The organism is Chlorobium ferrooxidans DSM 13031, assembly GCF_000168715.1.
Taxonomy (GTDB): Bacteria; Bacteroidota; Chlorobiia; order Chlorobiales; family Chlorobiaceae; genus Chlorobium; species Chlorobium ferrooxidans.
The window spans coordinates 17,765-41,997 of the sequence record NZ_AASE01000006.1 but is presented as its reverse complement, the minus strand read 5'-3'; the positions used below and the strand labels follow the sequence as shown (position 1 = coordinate 41,997).

Sequence of the window (24,233 nt, the reverse complement as noted above, 5' to 3'; positions counted from 1 at the left end):
CATTTTATTCCTTCAAGCCTTCCGCAACCATGGTACATATTTCTGATCGTTTTGTTGTCGTCATTCCGGTATTCAACCAGCTTCACTTCACTTCGCAGTGTGTTGAAAGCCTGCTCAGGCAACATGTCGAAACTGATGAGATCCTGATTATCGACAACGCCAGCAGCGATGAAACACCGCTCTGGCTGGCGCAACATTCCGAATTACGACATCTGCGTAACCGGGAAAATCTTGGTTGCGGCTGTGCCTGGGCTCAGGGTGTGGTTCTCAGTCCGGATGCCGAATGGATAGTACTGCTCAATAACGATGTGCTTTCGGGGCCTGAAGCGATCCATAACCTGCTTGATGCAGCAGAACGTGAAAAGCTTGGAGTCGTAAGTCCGGCGCTGCTTGAGGGGCCGAACGACTACGATTTTGAGGATTTTGCTCCGAAATTCCAGAAAAATATGTCCGGTATGATTCGCCGGGGGCGCTTCCATGGGGTCTGTTTTGCTATTCATCGGAGCGTTACGGAGAAAATCGGTTTTCCTGACACCGACCGGCGTCTGGGGGGATATGAAGATGCCGAGTTTTTCTTCCGCTGCCGGCGAGCAGGGATTCCGGTCGGGATTGTCGGTGATTCGGTCTTTCACCACTTCGGCTCTATTACCCAGAAGGCTATCAAGCAGAAGACGGGACAGAAATCTCTCGGAGACCTCAAATATTTCCGCTCCAGGGTTGGTTCAAAATGGTGGTCAAGAAAGAGGGATAAATTTGTGTCAAGGTTTATTTTCAGGAAATGGATCAGCGATGAAAGGGCCGGAACCGGCTGTTCACTGCATATGATACGCAGGGATGGAGCATGGGAGCTTCATTGATTACTTTTTTCAGATGCCCGTTAATCATGGGATCGGTTTGCTTGAAAGGTAAGGTCTGTATACTCACCATGGGCGAATACTCCGAAGCTCTGCTTCGGAAAAAATATCAGTCAAACATGAATTAATAGACCGCAGCCAGGCTGCGGGGATTCTTGGGTCCTATGAGAAAAAAAGCTGCGGTGGTCAGCAGGGGATGGCTAGGTGATACGATTGCGTGCTCGGCAGCAGCATCATCCCTTTGCGAGAAAGGTTATGAGACAACCTTTTTTATTCGATGGCCACAGTTGAAACCTATTTTCGACAATGACAGGCGATTTGTTACCAGGCTCTACGGTCGTTTTTTGACCTACAAGATTTCGCGGCCGCTTTTTGGGGCATATTATGATGTAGTGATACGGGAACCGAAAAGTTGGAGTTATAAAGAACCATTTACTTCGGAAATCAGGAGGATTGCGGGGTGTGAACCTGTGAGGGAGTATACTCTTAAGCTTTCAGCAGCACAGATGGCCATGACAAAAATAAACTCTTCCGGGACCTTTCCTGTCATAGCGATGGCGAGGGATACCTATAAAAGGGCATATGGAAGGGATGTTGATGCTCTGGTTGCTGCACTGTCGCATATCGCTGATATACACTGGGTTGGCTTGAGTCAAGAAATGGACAGTAAAAAAGGGAAAAATGTTTCACTGGTTCGTGACGCCTCCCTGATATGTCATTCAGACCTCTTTGTCGGTCCTGAAGGGGGATTGTTATGGGTTGCGGCGGGTCTTGGAACGCGATGTGTCTATTTTACCGAGCATATAGCAGAGATCTCGAAAAACAGTCAAAAAGGCGATCCGGCTAATGTTTTAGGCTGTAGAAATCATTTTGAGGATTCTTCGCATATAGATCTGCCTGCTTATTGTTCTAATGATTTTGTCGTGAAAAAAATTGTTGAAATATTACAGATCGGGTATCAATCAATTTGTTGAGCATTGCCATAGTTAAGATAAGGCTCCTCTGCTTCATCGTCATATTCAAGCATGCCCATGCATGACTGCAATTTGAAACGCATACTTGTTATTGTACAACGCTCCAACGGCGATGTCTTTCTGAGTTCCCCGCTGATTGAGGTACTTTTCCGTACTTTTGGCCGCCCGGGCATCGATCTGCTGGTCAACAGCGACACGCTTGCCATAGCCGGGACGCTTCCGCATATCCAGCAGATACATCTCTTCTCCTACAGTACAGAGGGAAAGGGGAGGGGTTCCCAGACAGCTGATCTGCTGAAAAGGATTTTCCGCCGCTATGACCTGAGTATCAATCTGACGGCAAGCGACCGTTCAGTTCTCTTTGCTCTGCTTTCCGGACGAAGAGCCATAAGCGCAGTGGAGCCTGACCGGAAAAAATCCTGGTGGAAGCGCCTCTTTCTTTCGGCCCATTACGAGTTTGATGCGTCCCGGCACATCATTGAGAACAATACCACCGCTCTTGACCTTCTGGGCATTGGTTCCGGCAAGCCGACCGTGAGCTCCTGCCACTCCCCGCAGGCTGACGAACGTGTCAGGCAGATGCTGGAAGGGGCCGGTATTGGCGAATTTCTTATTGTTCATCCCGGTGCACAGTATAACTACAAGGTATACCCCGAGCGGCTCAGAAACACTCTGTTTGAACGCCTGAACAGTTTCGGCATACCGATAGTTGTCACCGGCGGCAAAAGCCTGCTTGACCTTGAGATAAAAGGAACACTGCCGAAGCTTGAAAATGTTCATGATTTTATCGGCAGGACAAGTATGGATGAATTGATTGCGCTGAGTGACCGATCCCTTGCTTATATTGGAGCCGATACGCTGAACATGCACATTGCTGCTTCGCAGAACAAACGTATTTTTGCCATTTTCGGTCCGACAATTCCAGGCATGTGGTCTCCCTGGTGCAACGAGCTCCACACCGGAACCAGGCTGAACAGGCCTGTGCAGACTTATGGCAACATTACCATATTTCAGGCTGACATGCCCTGCGTCTCCTGCGGCAGGGCGGGGTGCGACGACCGGCATGGCGTCAGTGAATGCCTTTACCAAATCGATCCCGTTCTCATCACTAACGAAATCGACCATTGGCTAACAACATTTCGGTAACGATCCTTACCAGGAATTCCGCAGCCTTGCTTGCCGAGTGCCTCGGTGCGCTTGAAATGTTTGCGGAAGTTGTCATTGTCGACAACGGATCGACCGATGATACGATTGCTGTCGCTTCACGCTTCAGGAACGTCCGACTCTTCGAGCACCCCTTCACCGGGTTTGGCCCGATGAAGAACATTGCGATTGACAAGGCCGCCAACGACTGGATACTTTCAGTTGACAGCGATGAAATTGTTACTCCGGAACTGTCGGCCGAGATTTTGAGTCTCAAGCTGGACAGCAGCCGCATCTATGCTGTGGGGCGTGATAACCATTACCGCCGAAGGCTGATTTGTGGCTGCGGCTGGCAGAACGATCAGGTCCAGCGGCTTTTCAACAGGAAGCGTACCCGGTACGACGACAAGCTGGTTCATGAAGGACTCAGGATGGATGAGACGCTTCAGACAGAGCTTCTGGAAGGAAGGCTGAACCATTATCCCTACGACAATGCTGCGCAGCTTATCCATAAAATGCAGCACTACTCCACGCTCTGGGCTGAGGAGCATCGTGGTCGGAAAAAAGCCTCCCCCTTCAAGGCGCTCTTCTACGGAGTACTCACCTTTTTCAAGTCCTACCTGTTCAAGAAAGGGTGGCTTTACGGTTACGAGGGGCTTCTGATCTCGATTTCAAATGCGAACGGGGTTTTTTACAAATACATCAAGCTCTATGAAGCCGACAGATCTCACAGCCTGTAGTCTGGTTATTACTACCTACAACTCACCTGATCTGCTGGATCTTGCCATCCGGAGTGCACTTGCGCAGTCCGAGCCGCCCTCTGAAATTCTTGTTGCCGACGACGGCAGTACAAGCGATACCGCACTGCTCATTGAAACTCACAGGGTTCGTTCGAGAGTGCCGATGGTTCACCTCTGGCAGGAAGACCTGGGGTTCCGGGCCGCCTCTTCGAGGAACAGGGCGATTGCTGCGGCAAAGGGCAATTACATCGTGATCGTTGACGGAGATATACTTATGCATCGCGATTTCATCAGGGACCATAAACGGCTGGCGCTCAAGGGTACGTTCATTCAGGGATCAAGAGCGCTGCTTTCGAAGGAGAATACCCTGAATCGGCTCGTTACGAAGAATATCACCGTCGCCCTCTTCGAAAAGGGGCTCGAAAACCGAAAAAATGTTCTGCACTTACCGCTGCTTTCAAAGCTTCTTGCCTTGAAAAGCAGCTCCCTGAGCGGTATACGAAGCTGTAATATGTCGTTTTTCAGAAACGACTGCATCCGCATCAACGGATTCAATGAGGATTTTATCGGATGGGGACGCGAGGACAGTGAATTTGCCGCCCGGCTCATCAACAGCGGCATTCTCCGCCGAAATGTCAGGTTCAGCGCCATTGCATCGCATCTCTGGCATCCGGAGAACCCGAAGCACCTGCTCTCTGAAAATGATCGTTTACTTGAACAGGCTGTCGTCGGCAGGCTCGCCACCTGCCCGAATGGCATCGATAAATACCTGGCAAAGAGATAATTATGAAAATCAGCGCCTTTACCTTTATCAAAAACGGAACCATCTTCGGTTTTCCCTACACGGAATCAATTCGTTCCGTGCTGCCGATTGTTGATGAGTTTGTTGTCAACGTCGGTGTTAGTGATGATGACACCCTTGATCGAATCCGGCAGATCAATGATCCGAAGATACGGATCATCCAGTCGCACTGGAATGACAGGATGAAGGTTGGCGGCTATGTCTACGGTCAGCAGAAAATGATTGCACAGTTCAACTGTACAGGCGACTGGGCCTTCTATCTTGAGGGCGATGAAATTGTTCATGAAGAGGAGCTGACAAAAATTGTCGATGCATGCCGGACCCATCTGGATGATGAGCGAATCGAGGCTCTCACCTTCGACTATTATCATTTCTATGGCAATGCGAACAGTTATCTCGATTCACCCGGCTGGTACCGCCGTGCTGCCAGAATCATCAGAAACTCCATAAGAACGACAGCTCCTGACGGGCTTTTCTGGCATGTGCTTACCGACAATAACAAGGTTTCACGCTATCCGAAGAGTGCCCATACCGGGGCCTCGATCTATCACTACGGATGGGTCCGGAGCGAGGAGGCGATGAACAGGAAATCGGAAAACGTTCAGAAGTACTGGAATAAAAACCATAGCCGGATCGATTATGGTGAGATTGACCAGAAGATTGTCCGCGAGTTCAGGGGCTCCCATCCTGCAGTTATTCGTGCATGGCTTCCGAAAGAGGAGGGCCTTTTTCGGGCCAATCCCGGCCATATATTGACCCGGCGGGAGAAAAAACACCGATTCATGCTCCATCTTGAACGCTGGTTCGGGATGGAATTGAGTAAAAAACATTTTGATCCAGTAACCCGTGAGTGACCATCACTGCCGACGGCATTCACAGCAAACAGTTTCTCCATCATTTGCAGTGCCATTATGAACCCTTCCATTGTCCTTCTGCCGAACTGGATTGGAGATATGCTCCTGGCCCTTTCACTGGTCATGAGACTGCCCGAAAGCCGTCGATCAGAGACCACGCTTCTGGTGCCGCCTCAGATGAGCGGCCTGGTAGGAGAGCTCTGCGATCTGCCCCGGATTGAGTATCTCCGGAGCAGTGCCGAAGAGCGCAAGCGTACGCTGAATGCTGTGCGCAACGGGGGGTTTCACGCCTTCTACCTCATCCCTTTTTCATTTTCTTCGGCATGGTTTGCTATGAAGACAGGGGTGCCGCTCAGGCGCGGCCTGCCGGAAGAGATGAGGCGTTTTCTTTTGACCGATCCGGTCTCCGAAGAGTTCAGTGACAACAAGCTGATTCATATTACCAGAGAATATGCCGCCATTCTTGATATGCCATATCATCCCCCTGAAGAGTGGAAGGGTGTAAAGGTTGAGCCAGGCAGGAGTCACGCCGGTTCAATTGTCTACTGTCCCGGTGCGGCATACGGGCCGGCCAAGAAATGGCCTCACTTTCCTGAACTTGCAAAGCTGCATGCGCGCTTTAATATTGTCGTGCTTGGAATGAAAGAAGACCGGCAGTCGGCAGAGGAGATTGCAGGCATGGCGCCCGGCCGGGTTACGGACCTTACCGGAAGGACTTCGCTGAAGGAGGTTGCTGCGATCATGTCCGTCGCTCGCGGAGTGGTCTCGAACGATTCCGGGCTGATGCATCTTGCCGGTTATATCGGAACTCCGGTCATCGGCCTTTTCGGTTCCACAAGCCCGGTGTGGACAGGCCCTCTCGGGAAACAAAGCATAGTCATGAACTATCCTGAACCATGCGCCCCCTGTTTTCAGAGAACCTGCAAGTATCACCACTATCGATGTCTTGCAAACATTACTCCGGAAGCTGTAGCGGCGGCAATGGAGAAATTGTGCGGTTTACCTGAACAATCAGCCACTCAAGAGGCCTGCCATTGAGGGAGAGCTGCTCATTGCTTCGGTTGCTGCCGATCGATTGAGAATCCATCCACCAGCGCAAACCACTCTCCGTTCTCTCTCTGAAAGGGGTCAACGGTATGCATACCATCTCTGTTCCACCATTCATCGCCGGGCTGTATCACCGGCTTCTCCCTTGCCAGCTCTTCACTGTAGGTGTTTTCTGTGAGTTCAGTTATCCGGAACGCCCACACTTTTGTGCCGTAGTTCGGAATCTCATCCTGTGCATATCGATAGATGACGTCATTATAAAGCGTTACTCTTCCTCCGGGACGGGCAAAATTCGGACTGTTGCACACTACAGGGCTTTTCGGATGTTCTTTCCATGGACCGGTAATGGTTTCAGAAGTGAAGAGGTGGAGGTTTTTTGATTTAAGGGAATAACTGAAAAGATACCAGCGATTCCGATAGTGAATAACTGAGGGGTCAACCAGGGCTGCAAAGCGGTCTTTGCCCTGGACAAGTGTTGTCAGATGCTGCCACTGGTCAGGAAAATGAACTGCACGGTAGAGTTGAATGCCCCCTGAGCCCATACATTCAGGGATCATGTAATAGTTTTCCTCTGCCATGAAGAGATAGGGATAGGAGAGGTGAAAACGCTCTCGGAGAACAACCTGGCAATACATCCACGCTATGCCGTTTTTACTGAATGCATAAGCTATCTCTCCCCTGTTTCTTTTCTTGTTCAATACTTCAAAGAAAAGGTGGTAGCCGCTCTCTGTTTTTATCATGAACGGGTCAGCAACAAAGCGGGCCGAGATATCGGTGATATCTTTTGCGGTAAGCACAGGATTTGTAATGCCTGTCGGCGGGTGAAGTTCAACGGGAGAGTGCCCTTCATAGATGCCGATTGCCCAGGTTTCCCTGCTGCGCCTGAGAATCTTTTTTTTGTAATGCTTTCTAAAGCGGGCAGTGACGATCAGCAAAATCGTAATGGCTGGCAGGATGATCAGCAAGAAGCTTGTCGTCATAACGATTTATATACATGGTTGCTGAAAGTGAGTGCTGCATGCAATGGCCCGGCAGCCACGTTATCTCCGGTGATCGTAACACCACCGGTTATGAGAGTTTTTTGAGCATCTCCCGGAGTGCCGAAGAGAGTTCGGCAGGATCGATATCAATGATATCAGGTGTCTGTGATATGATAACCTTCTGTATGGTGCTCAAAGGTCCGAACTGTGTTCGATCAGCGAGATACTCCCTGTAGAGTGCTATCAGCGGCGTATCGGAGCAGGCAGCAATATGAACAAGGGAGGTGTCTGGAGTGATGAGGAGCCTGAGCTTCCTGACGATTTCGCCTACCTCATAGATGTTACGGGTTGACGGAGATTCAATGATATTGGTATGCGGCTTTTCAAGTGCTCTTTTCTCTTCAAGGTCCTGAGGCGTTGAAAAGATTATAAACTGTTCGTCAGGGAAGGCCTGAACGAGTTCCGACCATTGCTGCAACGTACGGTGTCCGCCAATATGCCCCGCACTGATATTAATACCTATGTATTTTCCGGGCTCAAGACTCTTCAGGAAGGCTTCCGTTTCATGCGATACCGGCATCACCGGCAGATACGGTCTGCATGGCGGTTTTAACGTTTTTGTCCCGAGGAAATTCAGCAGAGCAAGGTTTTTCAGTGACTCATGGGTGTTGGGCTCCATACTGATAAGGTGGTCGAACAGACCTTCATGACTGGGGCTGAAGTGGCTTACCTTGCTGCGGGCGCGGACAAGAACCGACTGTATCAGAAAATGGAATGACGGGTGATCCTTTGGATTGAAAAGCAGATCAAATTTTTTTGAAAGAATCCCTTTATAGTATCGCGGCATGTTTCTTTTTGCATGATAAACCGCCGTGACATTTTTATCGGCACTGAAGAAATTGAAAATAATCTGACTGAAGGCAATGACATGGATTGCGAGTTCAGGAAACTCCCTTCGCAGGGTGCCGATCAGGGGTGTCAGCAGAATACAGTCTCCATAGCACTCCCGTGCGAGAATAACGATGCTTTCGGGTGTTTCCTGAAAAGGCGGGATGTTCTCAGGTCGCTTTCCAACGAATTGGAGGCTCTTTGCAAAGTGCTGACGAAATACCCGATGATCCTTTTTTTTCGATTTCATACTCCCAGTGTAGACGATTATATGCTTTCTATTAATCCAGCAGCCAGCAGTTCGTACTGGTCAACTACTTTTTGCAGGTCAAACTTCTCTTCCACGGTCATGCGTGCAGCTTTTCCCATCTTACGATAGTCAGATTGCAGCACTCTTGTTACCCCTTCAGCAAGTGCCTGACTGCTGCCGGGTTTAACAATGATACCGGACTGGTTGTTGACAATCACATCTACGAGTCCGCTTCCGGATGTGGCAACAACCGGTCTGCCCGCCGCCATGGATTCAAGTGCACTCATCGACATACCCTCTTCGGGCGAGGGCATAACGGTCATGTCCACTCCGGCGAGTATCTCCGGAATATCTGTTCTGAATCCGGTGAAGAGCACCTTCTCCTCAAGATCTCTTTGTGTTGTGAACGCCTTCAACTTTTTTTCGATACTTCCTGTTCCAACAATCAAAAAACGGATTGAACCGATTTTTTTCACTATTTCCGGGATTGCTGCCATAAAGCATTCCACTCCCTTGTTTTCGTCCAGTCGGCTTATGATGGCAACCACGTATTGCGAAACCCTCTCCTTTTGCGATGAGGTTGCATTACTGTCGAACCGGCTCAATTCGATACCGTCATAAATTACCGTGATTTTATCTGCGGGGATTGAGAAATCTGAAACAAGCTCACGTTTTATCTTGTCAGAAACAGCAATGATTCTGTCGATAAGTCTGGAGTAGAGGAGTTTATTGATCTGTTTTTTTAATCCGGTTTTCCGGTAGGGTACATTACGGGTCAGGATTACTTTTGTGCTGGCTATTTTTGCGGCAAGGGATGCGACCCAGTAAAATTTTGGAGAGCAGATCTCGATGAGATCAATATGGTTCTCTTTTATAATCCGGATAAGCTCCGGGATAACGAACAGGTTTATATCTGATTTCGGGTCGATCGTGAAAACCGGAATGTTCTCCCCGGGGAGCCGGAGTGAAAGGCCGCTTCCGGGTAAACAGCATACCGCGACCTTGTGACCCCGCATTTGCAGTTCCCGGCTGAAGAGCAGAATTCTGTTTGCGCCGCCAGACCAGTGGGGTGTGGCATCAAATATCATAAGATTCATCTGTGGCTGCTCTTATTGACGAGAAATTCTGAAAATGGATAAACCCGGTTTTATCGTTTATTGACAGCTTGCTGGCAAGGTATTGGAACAACTGCGGATGCTGTTTTTTCTGCCAGCAGGGTACGCTTTCAATAGAGAGTTATGGTTTCCGCTTGTTTTTTCTCTCGCCAATACCTATCTGTTCATAAGGTCTGAATTCAGGGTGTTCAGGATGATAAAGTATCAAATTTCAGGAGTTTCATTGTAACAGATAATCAATGCGGATATTTTCCTCTCCAGACTCATTTACAGCACAGCGCCCCTCTTTTCTGGTCAATACCCTTATTCTGGCTGTTCTGATGGTGCTCTACTCTCTTACCGGAGAGCTTCTGTTCTGGCTGATCAATGGTGAGCGCCTTGATGCGCTCTCCCTGATGCATTCGGTGAGCACCATGATTCCCCTCATGCGCCTGATTCAGATTGCCGGTCAGATTCTTGTTCTTGCCATTCCGGTTATCCTGCTTGCCGTCTGGCATACCGGCAGCAGAAATGCGTTTTCCGGGCGAAGCCTTGCCTTTTTGGGGGTCGGGATGCGTCCGCACTCCGGCAGTGTTTTCCCGGCAGTTGCGGGTATTTTCCTTCTTCAGCCGGCGTTATTTACCATCACGGCACTTCAGGATCTTTATCTGTGGCCGGCTCTTGGCGCTGCGGGTTCAGCTGTTGTCAGCCAGCGGGATATGATGGACTCTTTTATCAAGGCACTTGCGGTTGTGCGTTCGACACCGGAGCTCTTTTCGGTTGTGTTTGTTTTTGCTCTTACTCCTGCGGTGTGTGAAGAGCTCTTTTTCAGGGGATATATCCAGCAGAATTATACCCGCTCGATGTCATCGGCCAAAGCTGTTTTGCTCACCGGAGTGGTTTTTGCATTCTTTCATCTGAGTCCGGCGAATCTTCTTCCTCTTGCGTTTCTGGGGTGGTATATTGGGTATGTCTACAGCGCTTCAGGCAGCCTGATGGTGCCTTTTGCTGCACATTTAGCAAACAATCTCGCCGCTCTCCTCATGCTTTATGCGGCGGAGAGCGGATTTTCTCTGAACGTACCCGCTCAGATACCGCTTCTCCAGAGTGTATGGTGGTGGGTTGTTGTTGCCGGGAGCTTGTCTCTGTTTGCTCTGGTGATTCGCCGGTTTTTTCCGCTCTTGTCTTCAATTGCGGAAGAGGGTGGAGAAAAATACCGGTCAGATGTTTAAACCATGATCTATGTCTAAACTCTTAACGATAAATTTATTGCAGCGGGTAGTGGTGGCTGTTGCCGGTATCCCTTTTCTGCTCTGGCTGATCAATGTTGGCGGGGTTTGGTTTTCCGGCTTTTTTTCACTGCTCGCACTGCTTGCGGTCTATGAGTTTCATCATCTTGCAGCCCACAAGGCTTCTCCTCCTCCCCTGTGGCTGGCAGTGCTGATAACACTGCTCTTTCAGCTTGATTTTGCGTTTCATCTTGTTGAGGTATGGGAGCTGCTGCTTGCGGTTGTGCTCTTTCTTTTCGTGCTCGAACTGTTTTCGAAGGAGGGTTCACCGCTGCTCAATCTCGGCTCGGTTTTCCCCGGCCTGCTCTATGTTAACCTTACCTTCGGCGCTCTTTTACGGCTGCGTCTTGATGCTCCGGAGGGAAGTGGCGTTGCCATGGTCTATCTTCTTTTTCTCTGTGTCTGGGCGGCTGATATTTTTGCTTATTTCGGCGGAAGCACCCTCGGCGGGAAATTTATTCACCGCAAACTGTTTGAACGTCTGAGCCCGCATAAAACCTGGGAGGGATTTCTGTTCGGTCTGGCGGGCAGTGTATCGGCGGCACTGATATACGGTAACTTTTTCCCATCGTTGCCATTGAATACTGCGCTGATGACGGGATTGCTGATCGGGTTTGCCAGTCCGGCAGGGGATCTTGTTGAGTCCATGTTCAAACGGGATGCCGGAGTCAAAGATTCATCCGGTCTGATACCGGGACACGGGGGGGTGCTTGACCGGTTTGATACCATCATGTTTGTGTCGCCATTTCTTTATTTTATAGCGTTTTACCTCTGAGCCTGCTGCCAGCCGGAGCAACATGCGGTATGGATTATAAATGTTTTATATTACCCGTTAAACGGGTGATCAGCTCTCGTGTGTTTCCCCCTGTATAAGCGTATTAACCGCAAGAGATTGTCATAATGAAAATTGAAGGTCTTCTTTCCGAAAAATATATAGTTCTGAATCTTGAACTGGCAACAAAACGCCAGGTGATTGAAAAAATGCTCTCTATTGCGGCCACTCATACCGGAGTGACGGATATTAATAAGCTGCGGGAGGATGTTGTCCGGCGTGAAGAGGAGATGTCTACCGGTATCGGTAAACAAATAGCCCTTCCCCATGCCAAAACCAGTGCGGTTACAGAGCCGGTTCTGGCATTGGCAACGCTTAAGCGTGAGATTAATTTCGATTCGATTGACAATGAGCCTGTTCAGATTGTTTTTCTTCTTGCCACTCCGGCAGAGATGCTTGCTGAACATCTGAAGTTGCTTGGTCGGATTACAAGGCTTGCCGGTCGTGAGGAAGTTCGAAGGAACCTTCTTCTTGCCAGATCGCCATCCGAGGTTCTTGAGCTTTTCAGAGCAGAGGAGAAGGATCTGCCCCAGATTTAACGGGATCGCCCCTTGAATGGTCAATAAACTATATACAGGTTGGGCATACCCGACTCATGTCTTATGTCCATAACATTTTTACTATCAGAGGATTATCAAAGCTATGCCGCAGTATCAGGCAGTAAAGGGCGCAAGGGATATTTTCCCGGAAGAGTCCGCTCAATGGAAATATGTTGAAGGAGTTATTCATACGGTCGCATCTCTTTACGGGTTCAGCGAAATAAGGACTCCTGTTTTTGAATATACCGAGCTGTTCCAGAGAGGTATCGGTTCGACAACGGATATTGTCGGAAAAGAGATGTTCTCTTTTCTGCCGGATCCGAACGGGCGTTCCATTACGCTTCGTCCGGAGATGACCGCCGGAGTAATGAGGGCGGCACTACAGAAAAACATACTCTCAGCTGCCCCGGTTCACAAGCTCTACTATATCGGTGAACTGTTTCGCAAGGAGAGGCCCCAGGCCGGCCGTCAGCGCCAGTTTTCGCAGTTCGGGGCAGAACTGCTCGGCGTTTCAACGCCGGCAGCAGTGGCTGAAGTGATCACGTTGATGATGCAGGTTTTTGAATCGCTCGGTCTACGCAATCTGAGACTCAGAATCAATTCGCTTGGCGATAGCGATGACCGGTTTCGTTACCGGGAGGCATTGAAAACCTATTTTGCTCCCTTTCACGACAGGCTTGATGACTCCTCAAAAGAGCGGCTTGAAAAAAATCCCCTCAGAATTCTTGATTCAAAAAATCCGGCTATTCAGGAAATAGTTGCAGGTGCTCCACGGTTGTATGACTACCTCTCAGTCGCTTCGGTTGAGGATTTTGAAAAGGTGCTCTACTACCTTCAGGAACGGGGAATTACCTATGAGATCGACCATCGTCTTGTCCGGGGGCTTGATTATTACTGCCATACAGCCTTTGAAGTTACCAGTTCAGAGCTTGGTGCCCAGGATGCCATAGGGGGAGGAGGTCGATACGATGGCCTTGCCCGTGAGCTTGGAAGCTCCTCAGAAGTGCCGGCTTCAGGTTTTGCCGCAGGTATGGAGAGAGTGCTTTTGACCATGGAAAAACAGGGACTGTTTGCGGCGCTGACCCCTCAAGGGCCGGTCGTCTATGTTGTTCTTCAGCAGGCAGAGCTTGCTGATCACGGCATGCAGGTCGCATGGCGTTTGCGCAAGGCCGGAATCAGGACGGAAATAGACCTCGCCGCAAGGAGCATGAAGGCCCAGATGAGAGATGCCAACAGGATGCGGGCGTCCTGGGCGCTCTTTATCGGCAGTGCCGAAGTGACGACAGGGCTCTACGCATTCAAGAATCTTGTTACCTCGGAGCAGACAACTCTGTCACTGGAGGCTGTGCTTGAGACTCTTCATGAAACGGCGTCAGGAGAGCTGCAGAAATGATGACAGGCAACATTCGCCACCGTGTAACGCTCTATGGTAAAAAAGAGTGCTGTCTGTGTGATGAGGCTATGGAGCTGCTTGAACGGGTTCGTGCTTCAGTGCCATTCGAGATTGAGAAAATAGATATTTCCGGCAATCCCGGGCTGCAAGAGGAGTTCGGACTGAAGATACCGGTTATCTGTGTTGATGGTGTCAGGGTATTCAACTACCGGGTAAACGAAAACAAATTGCGCTCTCTTCTGGCACTCTGACAGGAGAGGGGTGGAGAAAAATCTTCTCTTTGTCGTTGTTGTCCCTGGCGTCCCTGATGTCCTTTTATCAATTCGCTACCGAATTTGTTCGGTTACCAATAGTTTAATTGTTCAGACCGGAGCTTCCTGCAATGCTGAAATTTATTCTGCTTGTTCTTGTTTTCTACCTGCTCTTCAGAATGGCGGGGCGTCTGTTGAGAGGCGGACTGTTTTTTTATTATGGTGCCCCCCGTCACCGGGAAAACTCTTCGGGCTCTTCTGCTTCACCGAAGCGGATTGAAGAGACAGACTATGAGGTTATAGAGAGCCATCTACCGGACAAGGAGAGGGATGTTGTGTAACTATTTGGCCGTTGAAGGATTTTTTGTACATTAGTACACTTGATTTGACGACGCGAGAATTATCTTATCTGAAAGTGGGGGTTCCCCACTTTTTTGTTTTCCAAAAGGTTTGTACGGGGTGATCATGCAAGAGCGCATCAGGAGCAGTGTTCTCCAAATTATTGACGGGTCTGCAGGCACCAGAGGAGAGGGGGCCTACCTTGTTGATCTCAAGGTGAAAGGTCCACAGAGAGCCAGGAAAATAGAGATACTTGTCGATGACGACAGCGGTGTTCGCATTGATCAGTGTGCATGGCTGAGCAGAAGGCTCAGGGAGCTGCTTGAGAGTGATGAGGAGCTTCTTGCGCTGGTTGGGGAGGATTTTGAAATCACGGTCTCTTCTCCGGGGCTTGGCGAGCCACTCATGCTTCATCGTCAGTATGTAAGGCATTGCGGGAAAATTATGGAGGTAACCTATACGGATGAGGATGCGGTGCAGAGAGAGCTTAAAGGCCGTCTTCTGCGGGTATCGCTATCGGAAGAGAGCCGGCCGCATATCGTGATTATGCCGGAAAAAAACAGGAAAAAAGGCAGTACGCCAAACAGAGAGGAAGTCACCCTTTACCTTGATCAGGTAAACCGTGCGGTTCCTCTGGCGCAGTTATAACAGGGCACCGCCCAACGCAGTAATCGGGTTTCGCAACAAATACATAGCGGTGACCAGAAGGTTTTTAGGGATCAGCGGGAGTTATCTTTTCAAAAAGCACAATCAAGAAAGAGATGGTCAGAAAAAAGATAAAAGATGAGGGAGTGGACAGAAGAGCACAGATTGCCAGTGCCTTCGGGGAAATCGAGCAGTCCAAGATCTTTCTGGACAAGCGCACGGAAAGTGCGGCTGTTAAAATGGATATTGCCGATCTTCTCAAGGATATCATCCAGAAGCAGCTCAGAAAAGATTACGATCCTGAAGTTGAGTCCAACATTTTCATCAACCCGGAAAGGGGAGATTTTGAAGTCTATATTCTGAAAAAGATTGTCAAGGAAGTGGACATTGAAAGCATCGAGATCAGTCTTGATGAGGTGAGGAAAATTGATGACTCCCTTGACATCGGCGATTACTATGAAGAGGGTCCTATCAAGCTGGATGATTATCTGAGCCGTAAATCCATTCAGATCATCAAGCAGTCCGTACAGAAAAAAGTCCGGGATCTTGAGCGTCTCGTAGTCTATGAAGAGTGCCTTGAGAAGGTGGGCGAAGTCGTTGCCGGTGAGGTCTATCAGATCCGTTCAAATGAGGTTATTTTTACCTATAACACCTCAAAAGATCACCGTGTTGAGCTTGTTCTGCCGAAGTCGGAGATGATGAAAAAGGATAATCCCCGCAGAACTCCGAGGATGAAACTCTATATCAAACGCATTGAGCGGGAGAAAGTGAAGACAAAGCTTGATGACGGTAATGTGGTCGAGCGCGAAAAGGCGGACGGCGGCATGAAGGTTATTGTATCAAGAGTTGATGACCGTTTCCTCTACAAGCTTTTTGAACATGAGGTTCCGGAAATTCTGGATGGTCTTATTGTTATCAAGGCTATTGCACGAGTACCGGGTGAGAGAGCCAAGGTTGCTGTTGAATCCACCAGTGCCAGGATTGACCCTGTAGGGGCGACTGTCGGGTACCGCGGTAAACGTATTCAGAGCATTGTCAAGGAGCTGAACAACGAGAACATTGATGTGATCTACTACACCGATGAGCCGCAGATCTATATTTCACGTGCGATGCAGCCTGCAAAAATCGATCCGCTGACGGTTCACGCCGACCCGAAAACAAGGAAGGCTCGGGTTATGCTCAAACCGGACCAGATCAAGTATGCCATTGGAAAGAACGGTAACAATATTCATCTGGCAGAAAAACTTACCGGCTATGAGATCGATGTGTATCGTGATGTTATCGACAAGTCGATGGAAGATCCGACCGATATCGATATCATCGAATTCCGTGAAGAGTTTGGTGATGATATGATTTACCAGCTTCTGGATGGCGGTCTTGATACGGCTAAAAAAGTGCTGAAAGCCGGAGTTGAAGAGATTGAAAACGCATTGCTCGGGCCTTCCAAGCCTGAAGAGGTAACGGTTTTTGGCCAGCCACAGGGTCGCAGACCAGGCATAAAACCGAGAGAGCGAAAAGTAACCGAGGATGAAAAGCGGTACTGGAAAAAGATTGCCGAGAACATCTATAAAACCGTCAAAGAGCAGTTCACCGAATCGGATTTGCAGGGTCTTTTTGATGACGATGCCAATCAGGATTCAATTGAGCCGGTGGCGGATGAATCCTGAGTAGTCCCTGTAGATGTCAGCATTGGATAAAGAGTAAAGAGTTTTTAAATCCAGAGGAGGATGTAATGGCCCTTGAGGACATGGAAAAGAGATATCGAATAAGTGATATAGCAAGAGAACTGCAGTTGAGTCCGCAGGAAGTCTTACTTTTTGTCAAGCAGGAAGGAGGCAAGGTGGCCTCTACATCCTCTATGGTAAGTGAAGAGATGCATAACCTGATTTTCAGCCACTTCAGTGTTGAAAAGAAAATGGTTGATGAGACCAAAAAAATCAGGGCGGAAAAAGAGAAACGGTTGTCAAGACTTGAGGAGCAGTCGCGCAAAACGTATGAAAAAGAGAAGCAGCTGCGTGAAACCCTTAGTCCGCAGTCAGCTCCGGCCGTTACGACCCGGGATGCAAAAAAAGAAGATGTTGAGCACGCTCTTCCTGGCGATTTTCCGGCACCTTCTGTTATTGAGCAGCCATCTCCGGTTGCTGACGATGGAGAGAGTGCTGATGCTGAGTCTCAGTTGCCGATTATTGGCGAAGATGCAGTTATTGATCCAGTAAAGATTGAACCGTCAATCAACGAACATCTGGTCTCTTTTGACAGTCCGCAGAATATGGGGGGCCTTACTGTACTTGGTACGCTTGATATGCAGGCCGGCAGGAACAAGAAAAACCGGAAAAAGAATTTCAAGGAGCAGGCTGATGCCTTGAAAGACGAGTTTGAGACGAAAGTCACTGAAGAAGCGCATGTTGATGAGAAAGGCGCTGTGGTAAAAAAACCGCTGAAAGCTGCCGGGGACGAAAAGCCGAAATCGGTGCTGGATGAGAGTGCAGGCAAAAAGAAAAAGGGCAAGAAGAAAAAGAAGCCGGAAGTGGATGACAAGGTGATTTCGGCAAATATACAGAAGACAATCAGCGGTATGGAGGATGGCAGTGGTACCGGTTCGCGCCAGAAATTCCGCAAGATGCGCCGGATCGATCGGGAGCGCGAACAGGAGGAGGCTGACGCTCTGCGTGAGTCACAGCAGCTTATTGTCAGGGTAACCGAGTATGCTTCACCCCACGAACTGGCCGAACTTATGGGAGTTACGGCAAAGGATATTATCCAGAAGTGCTTTGCACTCGGGAAGTTTGTCACCATCAATCAGCGCCTTGACAAGGAGTCTATTGAACTTATTGCTCTTGAGTTTGGCTATGAGGCCGAATTCATCTCTGAAGTTGAAGCAACAGCCGTTATTGCCGAGGAGGATGCTGAAGAGGATCTTCAGACCAGACCTCCCGTTGTCACCATCATGGGACATGTTGATCACGGCAAGACCTCACTGCTCGATTATATCCGAAACAGTAATGTTGTTGCCGGTGAATCCGGCGGAATAACCCAGCATATCGGTGCTTATGAAGTTACGGTTGACGGAAACCGCAAGATCACCTTTCTTGACACACCGGGCCATGAAGCCTTTACCGCCATGCGTGCAAGGGGCGCCCAGGTTACCGATATTGTTATCCTTGTTGTAGCTGCAGATGACAGCGTTATGCCCCAGACCATAGAGGCGATCAATCATGCAAAGGCCGCCGGTGTCCCGATTGTTGTTGCCCTTAATAAAATTGACAAGGTTGAAGCTAACCCCGAGAAGATCAAAACACAGCTTTCCGAAGCGGGAGTGCTTGTTGAAGAGTGGGGTGGCGAGTATCAGTGCCAGGAGATCTCTGCCAAGAAAGGTCTTGGTATTTCAGAGCTTATGGGCAAGGTGCTGACCGAGGCTGAGATGCGTGAACTGCGCGGCAACTATTCCGCAGAGGTTCCGGCAAGCGGTATTATTGTTGAGTCTGAGCTCGACAAGGGCAAGGGTGTGATCTCGACGGTTCTCGTTCAGCGCGGATTCCTCAAGGTTGGTGATCCGTTTGTTGCAGGCAATACACTTGGCAAGGTTCGGGCCATTATGGACGAGCGGGGAAAGAGAATTCCCTCTGCCGGGCCTTCACAGCCCGTTATGGTGCTCGGATTCGAGGATCTTCCGCAATCCGGTGATGTTCTGACGGTTATGGTAACTGACAGGGAGGCGCGTGACCTGGCGCAGAAGCGGCAGGTTATTCGTCGTGAGCACGATTTCCGTCGCAGTACGCGTGTCAAGCTCGACAGTATTGCCCGCCAGATCAAGGAGGGCCTCATGAAGGAGCTGAGTGTCATCATCAAGGCTGATACTGATGGCTCCATACAGGCTCTTGCTGACGGACTCATGAAGATTCAGAATGAAGAGGTCAAGGTGCAGATTATCCACCAGGGTGTCGGTCAGATTACCGAGACCGACGTTCTTCTTGCTGCGGCTTCAGATGCTATTATTATCGGCTTCAGGGTACGTCCTAATGTCAATGCCAAGAAGCTTGCGGAAAAGGAAGATCTTGATGTTCGCTTCTACAGCGTCATATATCATGTTCTTGAAGATGTCGAAAAAGCTCTTGAGGGTATGCTCTCTCCGGAACTTCATGAAGAGAGTCTCGGCTCCCTTGAAATCCGTCAGGTCTTTAAAGTGCCGAAGATCGGTAACGTTGGCGGATGCTATATGCTTGAGGGTAAAATTTTCCGTGACTCCAAGGTCCGATTGCTTCGTGACGGTGTGCAGATCTATGAAGGGCAGCTTGCTGCACTCAAACGCTTCAAGGATGATGTCAAAGAGGTGGACGCCGGATACGAGTGTGGTCTGAGTCTCAAGAATTACGATGATATCAAGGTTGGCGATATAGTTGAGGCTTACAAAATCGTGGAGAAAAAACGGAAATTGTGAACCTCTTATTGTTGAGTTATGTCCATACGTACTGAGAAAGTAGCATCACTCCTGCAGCAGGAGCTCGGAGCAATTATGCAGAAAGAGCTCCCCCGAAACGGGCCGATTATCACGGTTGTCGATGTGAAGGTAACGGCCGATCTCGGTATAGCAAGGATATATGTATCCATTATCGGGACCTCCAAAGAACAGGTCGAAGCCATGGCATATCTGCGTGAGGAGACAAAAAGTATCAGAAAGATTCTCTCCGCAAGAATCCGCCACCACTTCCGGCGTATTCCGGAACTTGAATTCCATGAAGATCATCTCTATGAGCGAGCCACAAGGATTGAAGAGCTGTTGAGCAGTGTGCGTAAAAGCGCCCCTGAAAACGGTGAAGCGTAAGCTTTTTTGCAGGCAGTGAGTATGGATGAACAGCAAAACAGGGAGCAGCTTCAGGATGAAGGTGCATTTCTCCTGATTGACAAACCGTTGGACTGGACATCGTTTGATGTGGTTGCCAAAATCAGGAATACCTACCGCCAAAACGGTCTGAAGCGCAAGGTTGGCCATTGCGGTACCCTTGACCCGAAAGCTACCGGTCTTCTTATCCTCGCCTCCGGCCGGAAAACCAGGGAGATTTCCACTCTTGAGATTCTTGACAAGGTTTATGACGGTGCCATCAAGCTTGGTGTTATGACGGAGAGTCATGATTGTGAAACCAGCGAATACGGACACTGCGGCACCGATCATCTTTCAGAGGAGCTGATCAGGCATACGGCTGCAATGTTTGTCGGGACTCATCAACAGCAGCCTCCCATGCATTCGGCTGCCTGGCACCAGGGCAAACGACTTTATGAACATGCCCGCAAAGGTGAGGTGATACGGGAGAGGAAGGCGAAGGAGATTGTGATCCATCGTTTTGAAATTACCAGGATTGACCTCCCGATGGTCTATTTTGTTCTCCATGTCTCCAAGGGAGCCTATATCAGGGTTATAGCTCATGAGTTCGGCCATGCGCTTGGTACAGGCGGCTATTTGGCCTCCCTGAGGAGAGTTGCTATCGGTCCCTATCAATTGAGCTCTGCCAGAACCCTGCCCGACACTATCGAGGATATCGTTCAAAGCACCCATCAACCCGATCTGTAAAGGGAGATAACGGAAGTATGCGTATTGTGGAATATGATAATCATCATGTCTGTAGTTTTGGCACAGCCTCTCCTGTCGAGTTTCCTGTTGTAGGTTCAGCGGTAACCATTGGCTCGTTTGACGGAGTGCATAAGGGTCACCGGATGATTATTGCCCGGCTTGTTGCTCTTGCCCGCAGTCGTCAGTTGCGAAGCGTGGTGGTGACTTTTGAACCCCATCCAAGAAGAGTGCTCAAGGGCGCTGTTACCGGTCCGCTTGGATTGCTTACCACACTGGAGGAAAAAATCAACCTGCTTTCGAGGGAGGGGGTTGATCTGCTTTTTGTGGTCCGTTTTACGCCGGATTTTGCCCGGCGCAGCTCGGAGGATTTTATCCGCAATGTGCTGGTCAACCTTATTGGAGCTAAAAGTATCATTATCGGTTATGACCATGCTTTCGGACGTGACCGGAGCGGAAGCGGCACGACGCTTGAGCATCTCGGCGGAGAGCTGGATTTTGATGTAGAGGTTCTGGATGAACTGCTGATCGGTGATGAGCATTTTTCAAGTACAAGAATCCGCCAACTCCTTGCAAGCGGTCTGATTGCCGAAGCTAATGAGTTTCTCGGCTCTCCCTATATGATCAGCGGCGTAGTTGTTGATGGTGACAAGCGGGGACGGGAGATCGGCTTTCCAACTGTAAACCTCCAGCTTTCCGATCCGGACAAGCTGCTGCCCAGGAGCGGGGTCTATCTTGCCCGAACCGAGCTTGACGGTCGTTCATTCAAGGTCATGATGAATATCGGCTTACGTCCGACGGTCAGTTCAGAGGGGATTACAACCGTCGAAGCCTATATTCTTGGATATTCCGGCACGCTCTACGGTCGTACTCTGAAGTTCAGCCTTTTTCGCTTTATCAGGGAGGAGCGCAAGTTTACGTCACTTGATGAGCTGAAAAACCAGCTTGAAAAAGATAAAAAAACGGTGGAGTTGTATAGTATATAATATTATATTGCGGGTCAATCGATTTAACATAACAAATGAAGAGCTATGAGTCTCACAAAAGAGCATAAAGCGGAAGTTATCCAGCAGTTCGGCGGATCTGACAAGAATACCGGGAAATCTGAAGTTCAGGTGGCACTGTTCAGCCGCAGAATTACCGATCTTACCGGCCATCTTCAGCTGCATCCGAAAGACAAGCACTCCCGCCGTGGGCTGCTTATGCTGGTAAGCAAGCGCAAAAAAGTTTTGAATTATATAAAGAATGTTGATATCGACCGTTACCGTAAGGTGATTGCCGAACTTGATCTCCGCAAGTAAGCAGTTCGGTCCGAACTCTTTTTGCCCGATCTCTGCAGGGCTTTTGCTCTGCAGGTTATCTTTTTAACAACGAATGAAGCAGGGAAGCCTATGTTGGAAAGTATGACCGGATATGGCAGTGCGGAGTCAGTTGAAAACGGTGTTCGCACGCTTGTTGAGCTGCGCTCAGTCAATAACCGGTTTGCAGAAATCAGTGTAAAGCTTCCCCGTCAGTTACTCTCGTTTGAACTTGAAGTCCGCGAAATGATACGGGCCCATTTTCAAAGGGGGAAAATATCCGCGTTTATTCAGGTTCAGCTTGATGAAGAGCAGCCTATAGCTGTCAGTGTCAACGCTTCAAAGGTCAAAGCCTACAAGGGACTGCTTGAGACCCTTCAGAGAGAAGCCCAGCTCACTACACCGGTTACACTTGAGCATCTGCTCCGTTTCCCGGAAGTATTCGATAACGGTACAACTTCACTTGACCAGATCGAAAAGCTCTGGCCTGTCGCAAAAAAACTGCTCCAGGAGGCCATAGATCGTCTCAAGGCGATGCGCCGAAGGGAAGGGGAGGAGCTTATGGTTGACTTCAGTGTACGCATTGCGGAGATTGAACAGACACTCGCTCTTGTTTCCACGCTTTCGGCAGAAAACCTTGAAGCGGTCAGAAAAAGACTGGCGGCAAAAGTAGAGGTAATCGCCTCAAAGGATCTGGCATACAGCAGGGATCGACTTGAAATGGAGCTGGTTCTTGCTGCCGACAAGCTTGATATTACCGAAGAGTTGACCAGATTCGCCAGTCATAACAAGTTTTTTCTTGAAGAGCTGGGAAATGATGAAAGCGGCACAGGAAGAAAATTGAACTTTCTTCTTCAGGAGCAGCTTCGTGAAGCCAATACCATCGCTTCGAAATCCCAGAATGCGGAAATATCCCAGAAAATGGTTCGAATAAAGGAAGAACTTGAAAAAGTCAGGGAGCAACTGCAAAATATAGAGTGATGTTATGGTTGAAGAGCGGAAACGGCAAGGGAAACTGATTGTTTTTTCAGCACCATCCGGTACCGGCAAGTCAACAATTGCCAAACATTTGCTGGAGCGGATTCCTGATATCAGATTTTCGGTATCCGCTACAACCCGCGAGAAGAGGGTTGGTGAAGTAGAGGGGATTAACTATTATTTCCTGAGCAGAAAAGATTTTGAGGAGAAGATCCGCAGCGGTGGATTTATTGAACATGAGTTTTTTTTCGGAAACCATTACGGGACCCTGCTTGATAAAACCCGTGAGGTTATTGAGAGCGGCAGCCATCTTCTTCTTGATCTTGACGTCAAAGGCGCACTGAATCTCAAGCGGCTCTTTCCTGAAAACTCGTTATTGATTTTTTTCAAGCCGCCGAGTATGGAGATACTGGAAGCCAGACTCAAAGGGCGGGAGAGTGAAGATGAAGAGAGTCTGAAATTGCGCCTTGAGCGTGCCCGTCTTGAACTTGAGTATGCGGAGCGATTTGATGCGGTGATTGTAAACGACAATCTTGATCTGACCGTGGAGACGGTCACGGAAAAAGTCAGAAAATTTCTTTTATAAACGTCATAATTATAGTGCAATGTCGGTGAAACCTGTTGATTTGAACAAGCTGAGAAGTGCGCACTCGAATTTGTACGAGACGGTAGTTGCGATTTCGAAAAGAGCTAAAAAAATACATGATGAAGAGCGCGCTGATCTTGAAGACAAGCTGCTCCCTTACAAGGAGATGATCCGCAACCCGAGCAGTGAGTCTGAATCGGACAAGATATTTCCTGAACAGATCGCTATCAGTCTTGAGTTTGAAGTCCGTGAAAAGGCCTCGCATAAAGCAGTTGCGGAGTATTTCGAACACAAATATGATTATACCCTGGAGAAAACTGCCGAGAAAAAGCCTGTTCAAGTAGAAGAAGATGATGAAACTGACGGGGATTAATCAGATTACCCTTCGCGTCAATGACCTGCGTCTTGCCGAAGCATTTTATGGAGGTATTCTTGGTTTCAAGCTTGACCACCGGGTTGGAGCGAATATCTCTTATCTGCGTATCAACTCTGACCTTCTGGTACTGGTAAAAGCCGAAACCCCGGGATCTCCCGAAGCGCGTGATATCAGGGTTGACCATTTCGGTTTCAGGCTCTCCTCCGATGCTGAAGTCGATGCTGCTGCACGCTATCTTGACGATAGCGGTGTACATCTCGTGACCCGACCCGCCCATCGACGTGAGGGGAGGGCTTTTTTTGTCATGGATCCGGACGGAAATCTTGTGGAGTTCTACTCCATGCATGAAGCCGGAATCCAGAAAGAGAGTCCTGATATTGATGTCTCCACTCCCGGTGCGCTTGCAAGTGGAAGTCGCCCGAAAGTTTCGGAGGAAAAAGACCTTCAAAAGCCCCGCCGTTCAAGGAAATAAACCATTTCTGCAGGTAAACACTCCTCTCTCCCTGTGCTCTTATTCT

27 protein-coding genes are annotated in these 24,233 nt (G+C 49.1%); 24 read left to right on the top strand and 3 right to left on the bottom strand.

The features are described 5' to 3' along the window. Positions 1–29: 29 nt before the first annotated feature. The 7 genes from CFERDRAFT_RS04700 to waaF all read left to right on the top strand — a co-directional run bounded on the left by CFERDRAFT_RS04700 (position 30) and on the right by waaF (position 6,405). Complete coding sequence (locus CFERDRAFT_RS04700) at positions 30–857, top strand: glycosyltransferase family 2 protein (protein ID WP_006366073.1); 828 nt, start codon at positions 30–32, stop codon at positions 855–857. A 161-nt stretch (positions 858–1,018) separates the two neighbouring features. Next, positions 1,019–1,828, top strand: coding sequence for a glycosyltransferase family protein (locus CFERDRAFT_RS04695; RefSeq protein WP_006366072.1), 810 nt, complete (start codon positions 1,019–1,021; stop codon positions 1,826–1,828). 72 nt (positions 1,829–1,900) lie between these two features. Further along, positions 1,901–2,974 (top strand): glycosyltransferase family 9 protein, encoded by a 1,074-nt coding sequence (locus CFERDRAFT_RS04690; RefSeq protein WP_232209758.1) that lies wholly within the window; start codon positions 1,901–1,903, stop codon positions 2,972–2,974. After that, positions 2,953–3,711, top strand: coding sequence for a glycosyltransferase family 2 protein (locus tag CFERDRAFT_RS12455; protein ID WP_040433171.1), 759 nt, complete (start codon positions 2,953–2,955; stop codon positions 3,709–3,711). Before CFERDRAFT_RS04690 ends, CFERDRAFT_RS12455 begins: the two co-directional genes overlap by 22 nt. Further along, positions 3,683–4,495: a glycosyltransferase family 2 protein gene (locus tag CFERDRAFT_RS12450; protein WP_040433170.1), complete on the top strand. Its 813-nt coding sequence runs from the start codon at positions 3,683–3,685 to the stop codon at positions 4,493–4,495. The genes CFERDRAFT_RS12455 and CFERDRAFT_RS12450 overlap by 29 nt, the downstream gene beginning before the upstream one ends. Positions 4,496–4,497: 2 nt before the next feature. Continuing rightward, positions 4,498–5,367: a glycosyltransferase family protein gene (locus CFERDRAFT_RS04675; RefSeq protein ID WP_006366068.1), complete on the top strand. Its 870-nt coding sequence runs from the start codon at positions 4,498–4,500 to the stop codon at positions 5,365–5,367. 57 nt (positions 5,368–5,424) lie between these two features. After that, complete coding sequence (gene waaF / locus CFERDRAFT_RS04670; protein ID WP_006366067.1) at positions 5,425–6,405, top strand: lipopolysaccharide heptosyltransferase II; 981 nt, start codon at positions 5,425–5,427, stop codon at positions 6,403–6,405. An 11-nt stretch (positions 6,406–6,416) separates the two neighbouring features. Here the strand turns inward: waaF and CFERDRAFT_RS04665 are convergent, their stop codons facing one another. The 3 genes from CFERDRAFT_RS04665 to CFERDRAFT_RS04655 all read right to left on the bottom strand — a co-directional run bounded on the left by CFERDRAFT_RS04665 (position 6,417) and on the right by CFERDRAFT_RS04655 (position 9,629). Beyond that, positions 6,417–7,394 carry a glucosamine inositolphosphorylceramide transferase family protein gene (locus tag CFERDRAFT_RS04665; RefSeq protein WP_006366066.1) on the bottom strand — a complete coding sequence of 326 codons (978 nt, stop codon included), beginning with the start codon at positions 7,392–7,394 and terminating at the stop codon, positions 6,417–6,419. 88 nt (positions 7,395–7,482) lie between these two features. After that, positions 7,483–8,532: a glycosyltransferase family 9 protein gene (locus CFERDRAFT_RS04660; protein ID WP_006366065.1), complete on the bottom strand. Its 1,050-nt coding sequence runs from the start codon at positions 8,530–8,532 to the stop codon at positions 7,483–7,485. Positions 8,533–8,549: 17 nt separating this feature from the next. Further along, positions 8,550–9,629 (bottom strand): glycosyltransferase family 4 protein, encoded by a 1,080-nt coding sequence (locus tag CFERDRAFT_RS04655; protein ID WP_040433166.1) that lies wholly within the window; start codon positions 9,627–9,629, stop codon positions 8,550–8,552. Positions 9,630–9,886: 257 nt separating this feature from the next. Here CFERDRAFT_RS04655 and CFERDRAFT_RS04650 point away from each other — a divergent pair, with 257 nt between their 5' ends. The 17 genes from CFERDRAFT_RS04650 to CFERDRAFT_RS04570 all read left to right on the top strand — a co-directional run bounded on the left by CFERDRAFT_RS04650 (position 9,887) and on the right by CFERDRAFT_RS04570 (position 24,187). Then, entirely contained in the window at positions 9,887–10,858 is a 972-nt protein-coding gene (locus CFERDRAFT_RS04650; RefSeq protein ID WP_006366063.1) for a CPBP family intramembrane glutamic endopeptidase, read from the top strand. Positions 10,859–10,868: 10 nt separating this feature from the next. After that, the gene (locus CFERDRAFT_RS04645) at positions 10,869–11,690 is read left to right on the top strand and encodes a phosphatidate cytidylyltransferase (RefSeq protein WP_006366062.1); all 822 of its coding nucleotides are present in this window, start codon (positions 10,869–10,871) and stop codon (positions 11,688–11,690) included. A gap of 125 nt (positions 11,691–11,815) precedes the next feature. Further along, a complete protein-coding gene (locus CFERDRAFT_RS04640; protein ID WP_006366061.1) occupies positions 11,816–12,286 on the top strand; it encodes a PTS sugar transporter subunit IIA in 471 nt (156 codons plus the stop codon). Positions 12,287–12,389: 103 nt separating this feature from the next. After that, on the top strand, positions 12,390–13,679 hold the full coding sequence (gene hisS / locus CFERDRAFT_RS04635; protein ID WP_006366060.1) for a histidine--tRNA ligase: 1,290 nt from the start codon (positions 12,390–12,392) through the stop codon (positions 13,677–13,679). After that, the gene (locus tag CFERDRAFT_RS04630) at positions 13,676–13,930 is read left to right on the top strand and encodes a glutaredoxin family protein (RefSeq protein WP_006366059.1); all 255 of its coding nucleotides are present in this window, start codon (positions 13,676–13,678) and stop codon (positions 13,928–13,930) included. The genes hisS and CFERDRAFT_RS04630 overlap by 4 nt, the downstream gene beginning before the upstream one ends. A gap of 131 nt (positions 13,931–14,061) precedes the next feature. Further along, complete coding sequence (locus CFERDRAFT_RS04625; RefSeq protein WP_156777996.1) at positions 14,062–14,271, top strand: hypothetical protein; 210 nt, start codon at positions 14,062–14,064, stop codon at positions 14,269–14,271. Between the two features lie 124 nt (positions 14,272–14,395). Next, positions 14,396–14,917 (top strand): ribosome maturation factor RimP, encoded by a 522-nt coding sequence (rimP, locus tag CFERDRAFT_RS04620; RefSeq protein ID WP_006366058.1) that lies wholly within the window; start codon positions 14,396–14,398, stop codon positions 14,915–14,917. Between the two features lie 113 nt (positions 14,918–15,030). Next, positions 15,031–16,581, top strand: coding sequence for a transcription termination factor NusA (gene nusA / locus CFERDRAFT_RS04615; protein WP_006366057.1), 1,551 nt, complete (start codon positions 15,031–15,033; stop codon positions 16,579–16,581). Between the two features lie 65 nt (positions 16,582–16,646). After that, the gene (infB, locus tag CFERDRAFT_RS04610; RefSeq protein WP_006366056.1) at positions 16,647–19,352 is read left to right on the top strand and encodes a translation initiation factor IF-2; all 2,706 of its coding nucleotides are present in this window, start codon (positions 16,647–16,649) and stop codon (positions 19,350–19,352) included. Positions 19,353–19,370: 18 nt separating this feature from the next. Beyond that, complete coding sequence (rbfA, locus tag CFERDRAFT_RS04605; protein ID WP_006366055.1) at positions 19,371–19,736, top strand: 30S ribosome-binding factor RbfA; 366 nt, start codon at positions 19,371–19,373, stop codon at positions 19,734–19,736. A 21-nt stretch (positions 19,737–19,757) separates the two neighbouring features. Next, entirely contained in the window at positions 19,758–20,480 is a 723-nt protein-coding gene (truB, locus tag CFERDRAFT_RS04600) for a tRNA pseudouridine(55) synthase TruB (protein WP_006366054.1), read from the top strand. 17 nt (positions 20,481–20,497) lie between these two features. Next, positions 20,498–21,463 (top strand): bifunctional riboflavin kinase/FAD synthetase, encoded by a 966-nt coding sequence (locus CFERDRAFT_RS04595; protein ID WP_006366053.1) that lies wholly within the window; start codon positions 20,498–20,500, stop codon positions 21,461–21,463. A gap of 45 nt (positions 21,464–21,508) precedes the next feature. Beyond that, positions 21,509–21,778, top strand: a complete 270-nt coding sequence (gene rpsO / locus CFERDRAFT_RS04590; protein WP_006366052.1) for a 30S ribosomal protein S15 — start codon at positions 21,509–21,511, stop codon at positions 21,776–21,778. 90 nt (positions 21,779–21,868) lie between these two features. Continuing rightward, a complete protein-coding gene (locus CFERDRAFT_RS04585; protein ID WP_006366051.1) occupies positions 21,869–22,756 on the top strand; it encodes a YicC/YloC family endoribonuclease in 888 nt (295 codons plus the stop codon). 4 nt (positions 22,757–22,760) lie between these two features. Then, on the top strand, positions 22,761–23,339 hold the full coding sequence (gmk, locus tag CFERDRAFT_RS04580; RefSeq protein WP_006366050.1) for a guanylate kinase: 579 nt from the start codon (positions 22,761–22,763) through the stop codon (positions 23,337–23,339). Positions 23,340–23,358: 19 nt separating this feature from the next. Continuing rightward, positions 23,359–23,712 carry a DNA-directed RNA polymerase subunit omega gene (locus tag CFERDRAFT_RS04575; RefSeq protein ID WP_006366049.1) on the top strand — a complete coding sequence of 118 codons (354 nt, stop codon included), beginning with the start codon at positions 23,359–23,361 and terminating at the stop codon, positions 23,710–23,712. Continuing rightward, a complete protein-coding gene (locus CFERDRAFT_RS04570; protein ID WP_006366048.1) occupies positions 23,690–24,187 on the top strand; it encodes a VOC family protein in 498 nt (165 codons plus the stop codon). Before CFERDRAFT_RS04575 ends, CFERDRAFT_RS04570 begins: the two co-directional genes overlap by 23 nt. Positions 24,188–24,233: the final 46 nt, after the last annotated feature.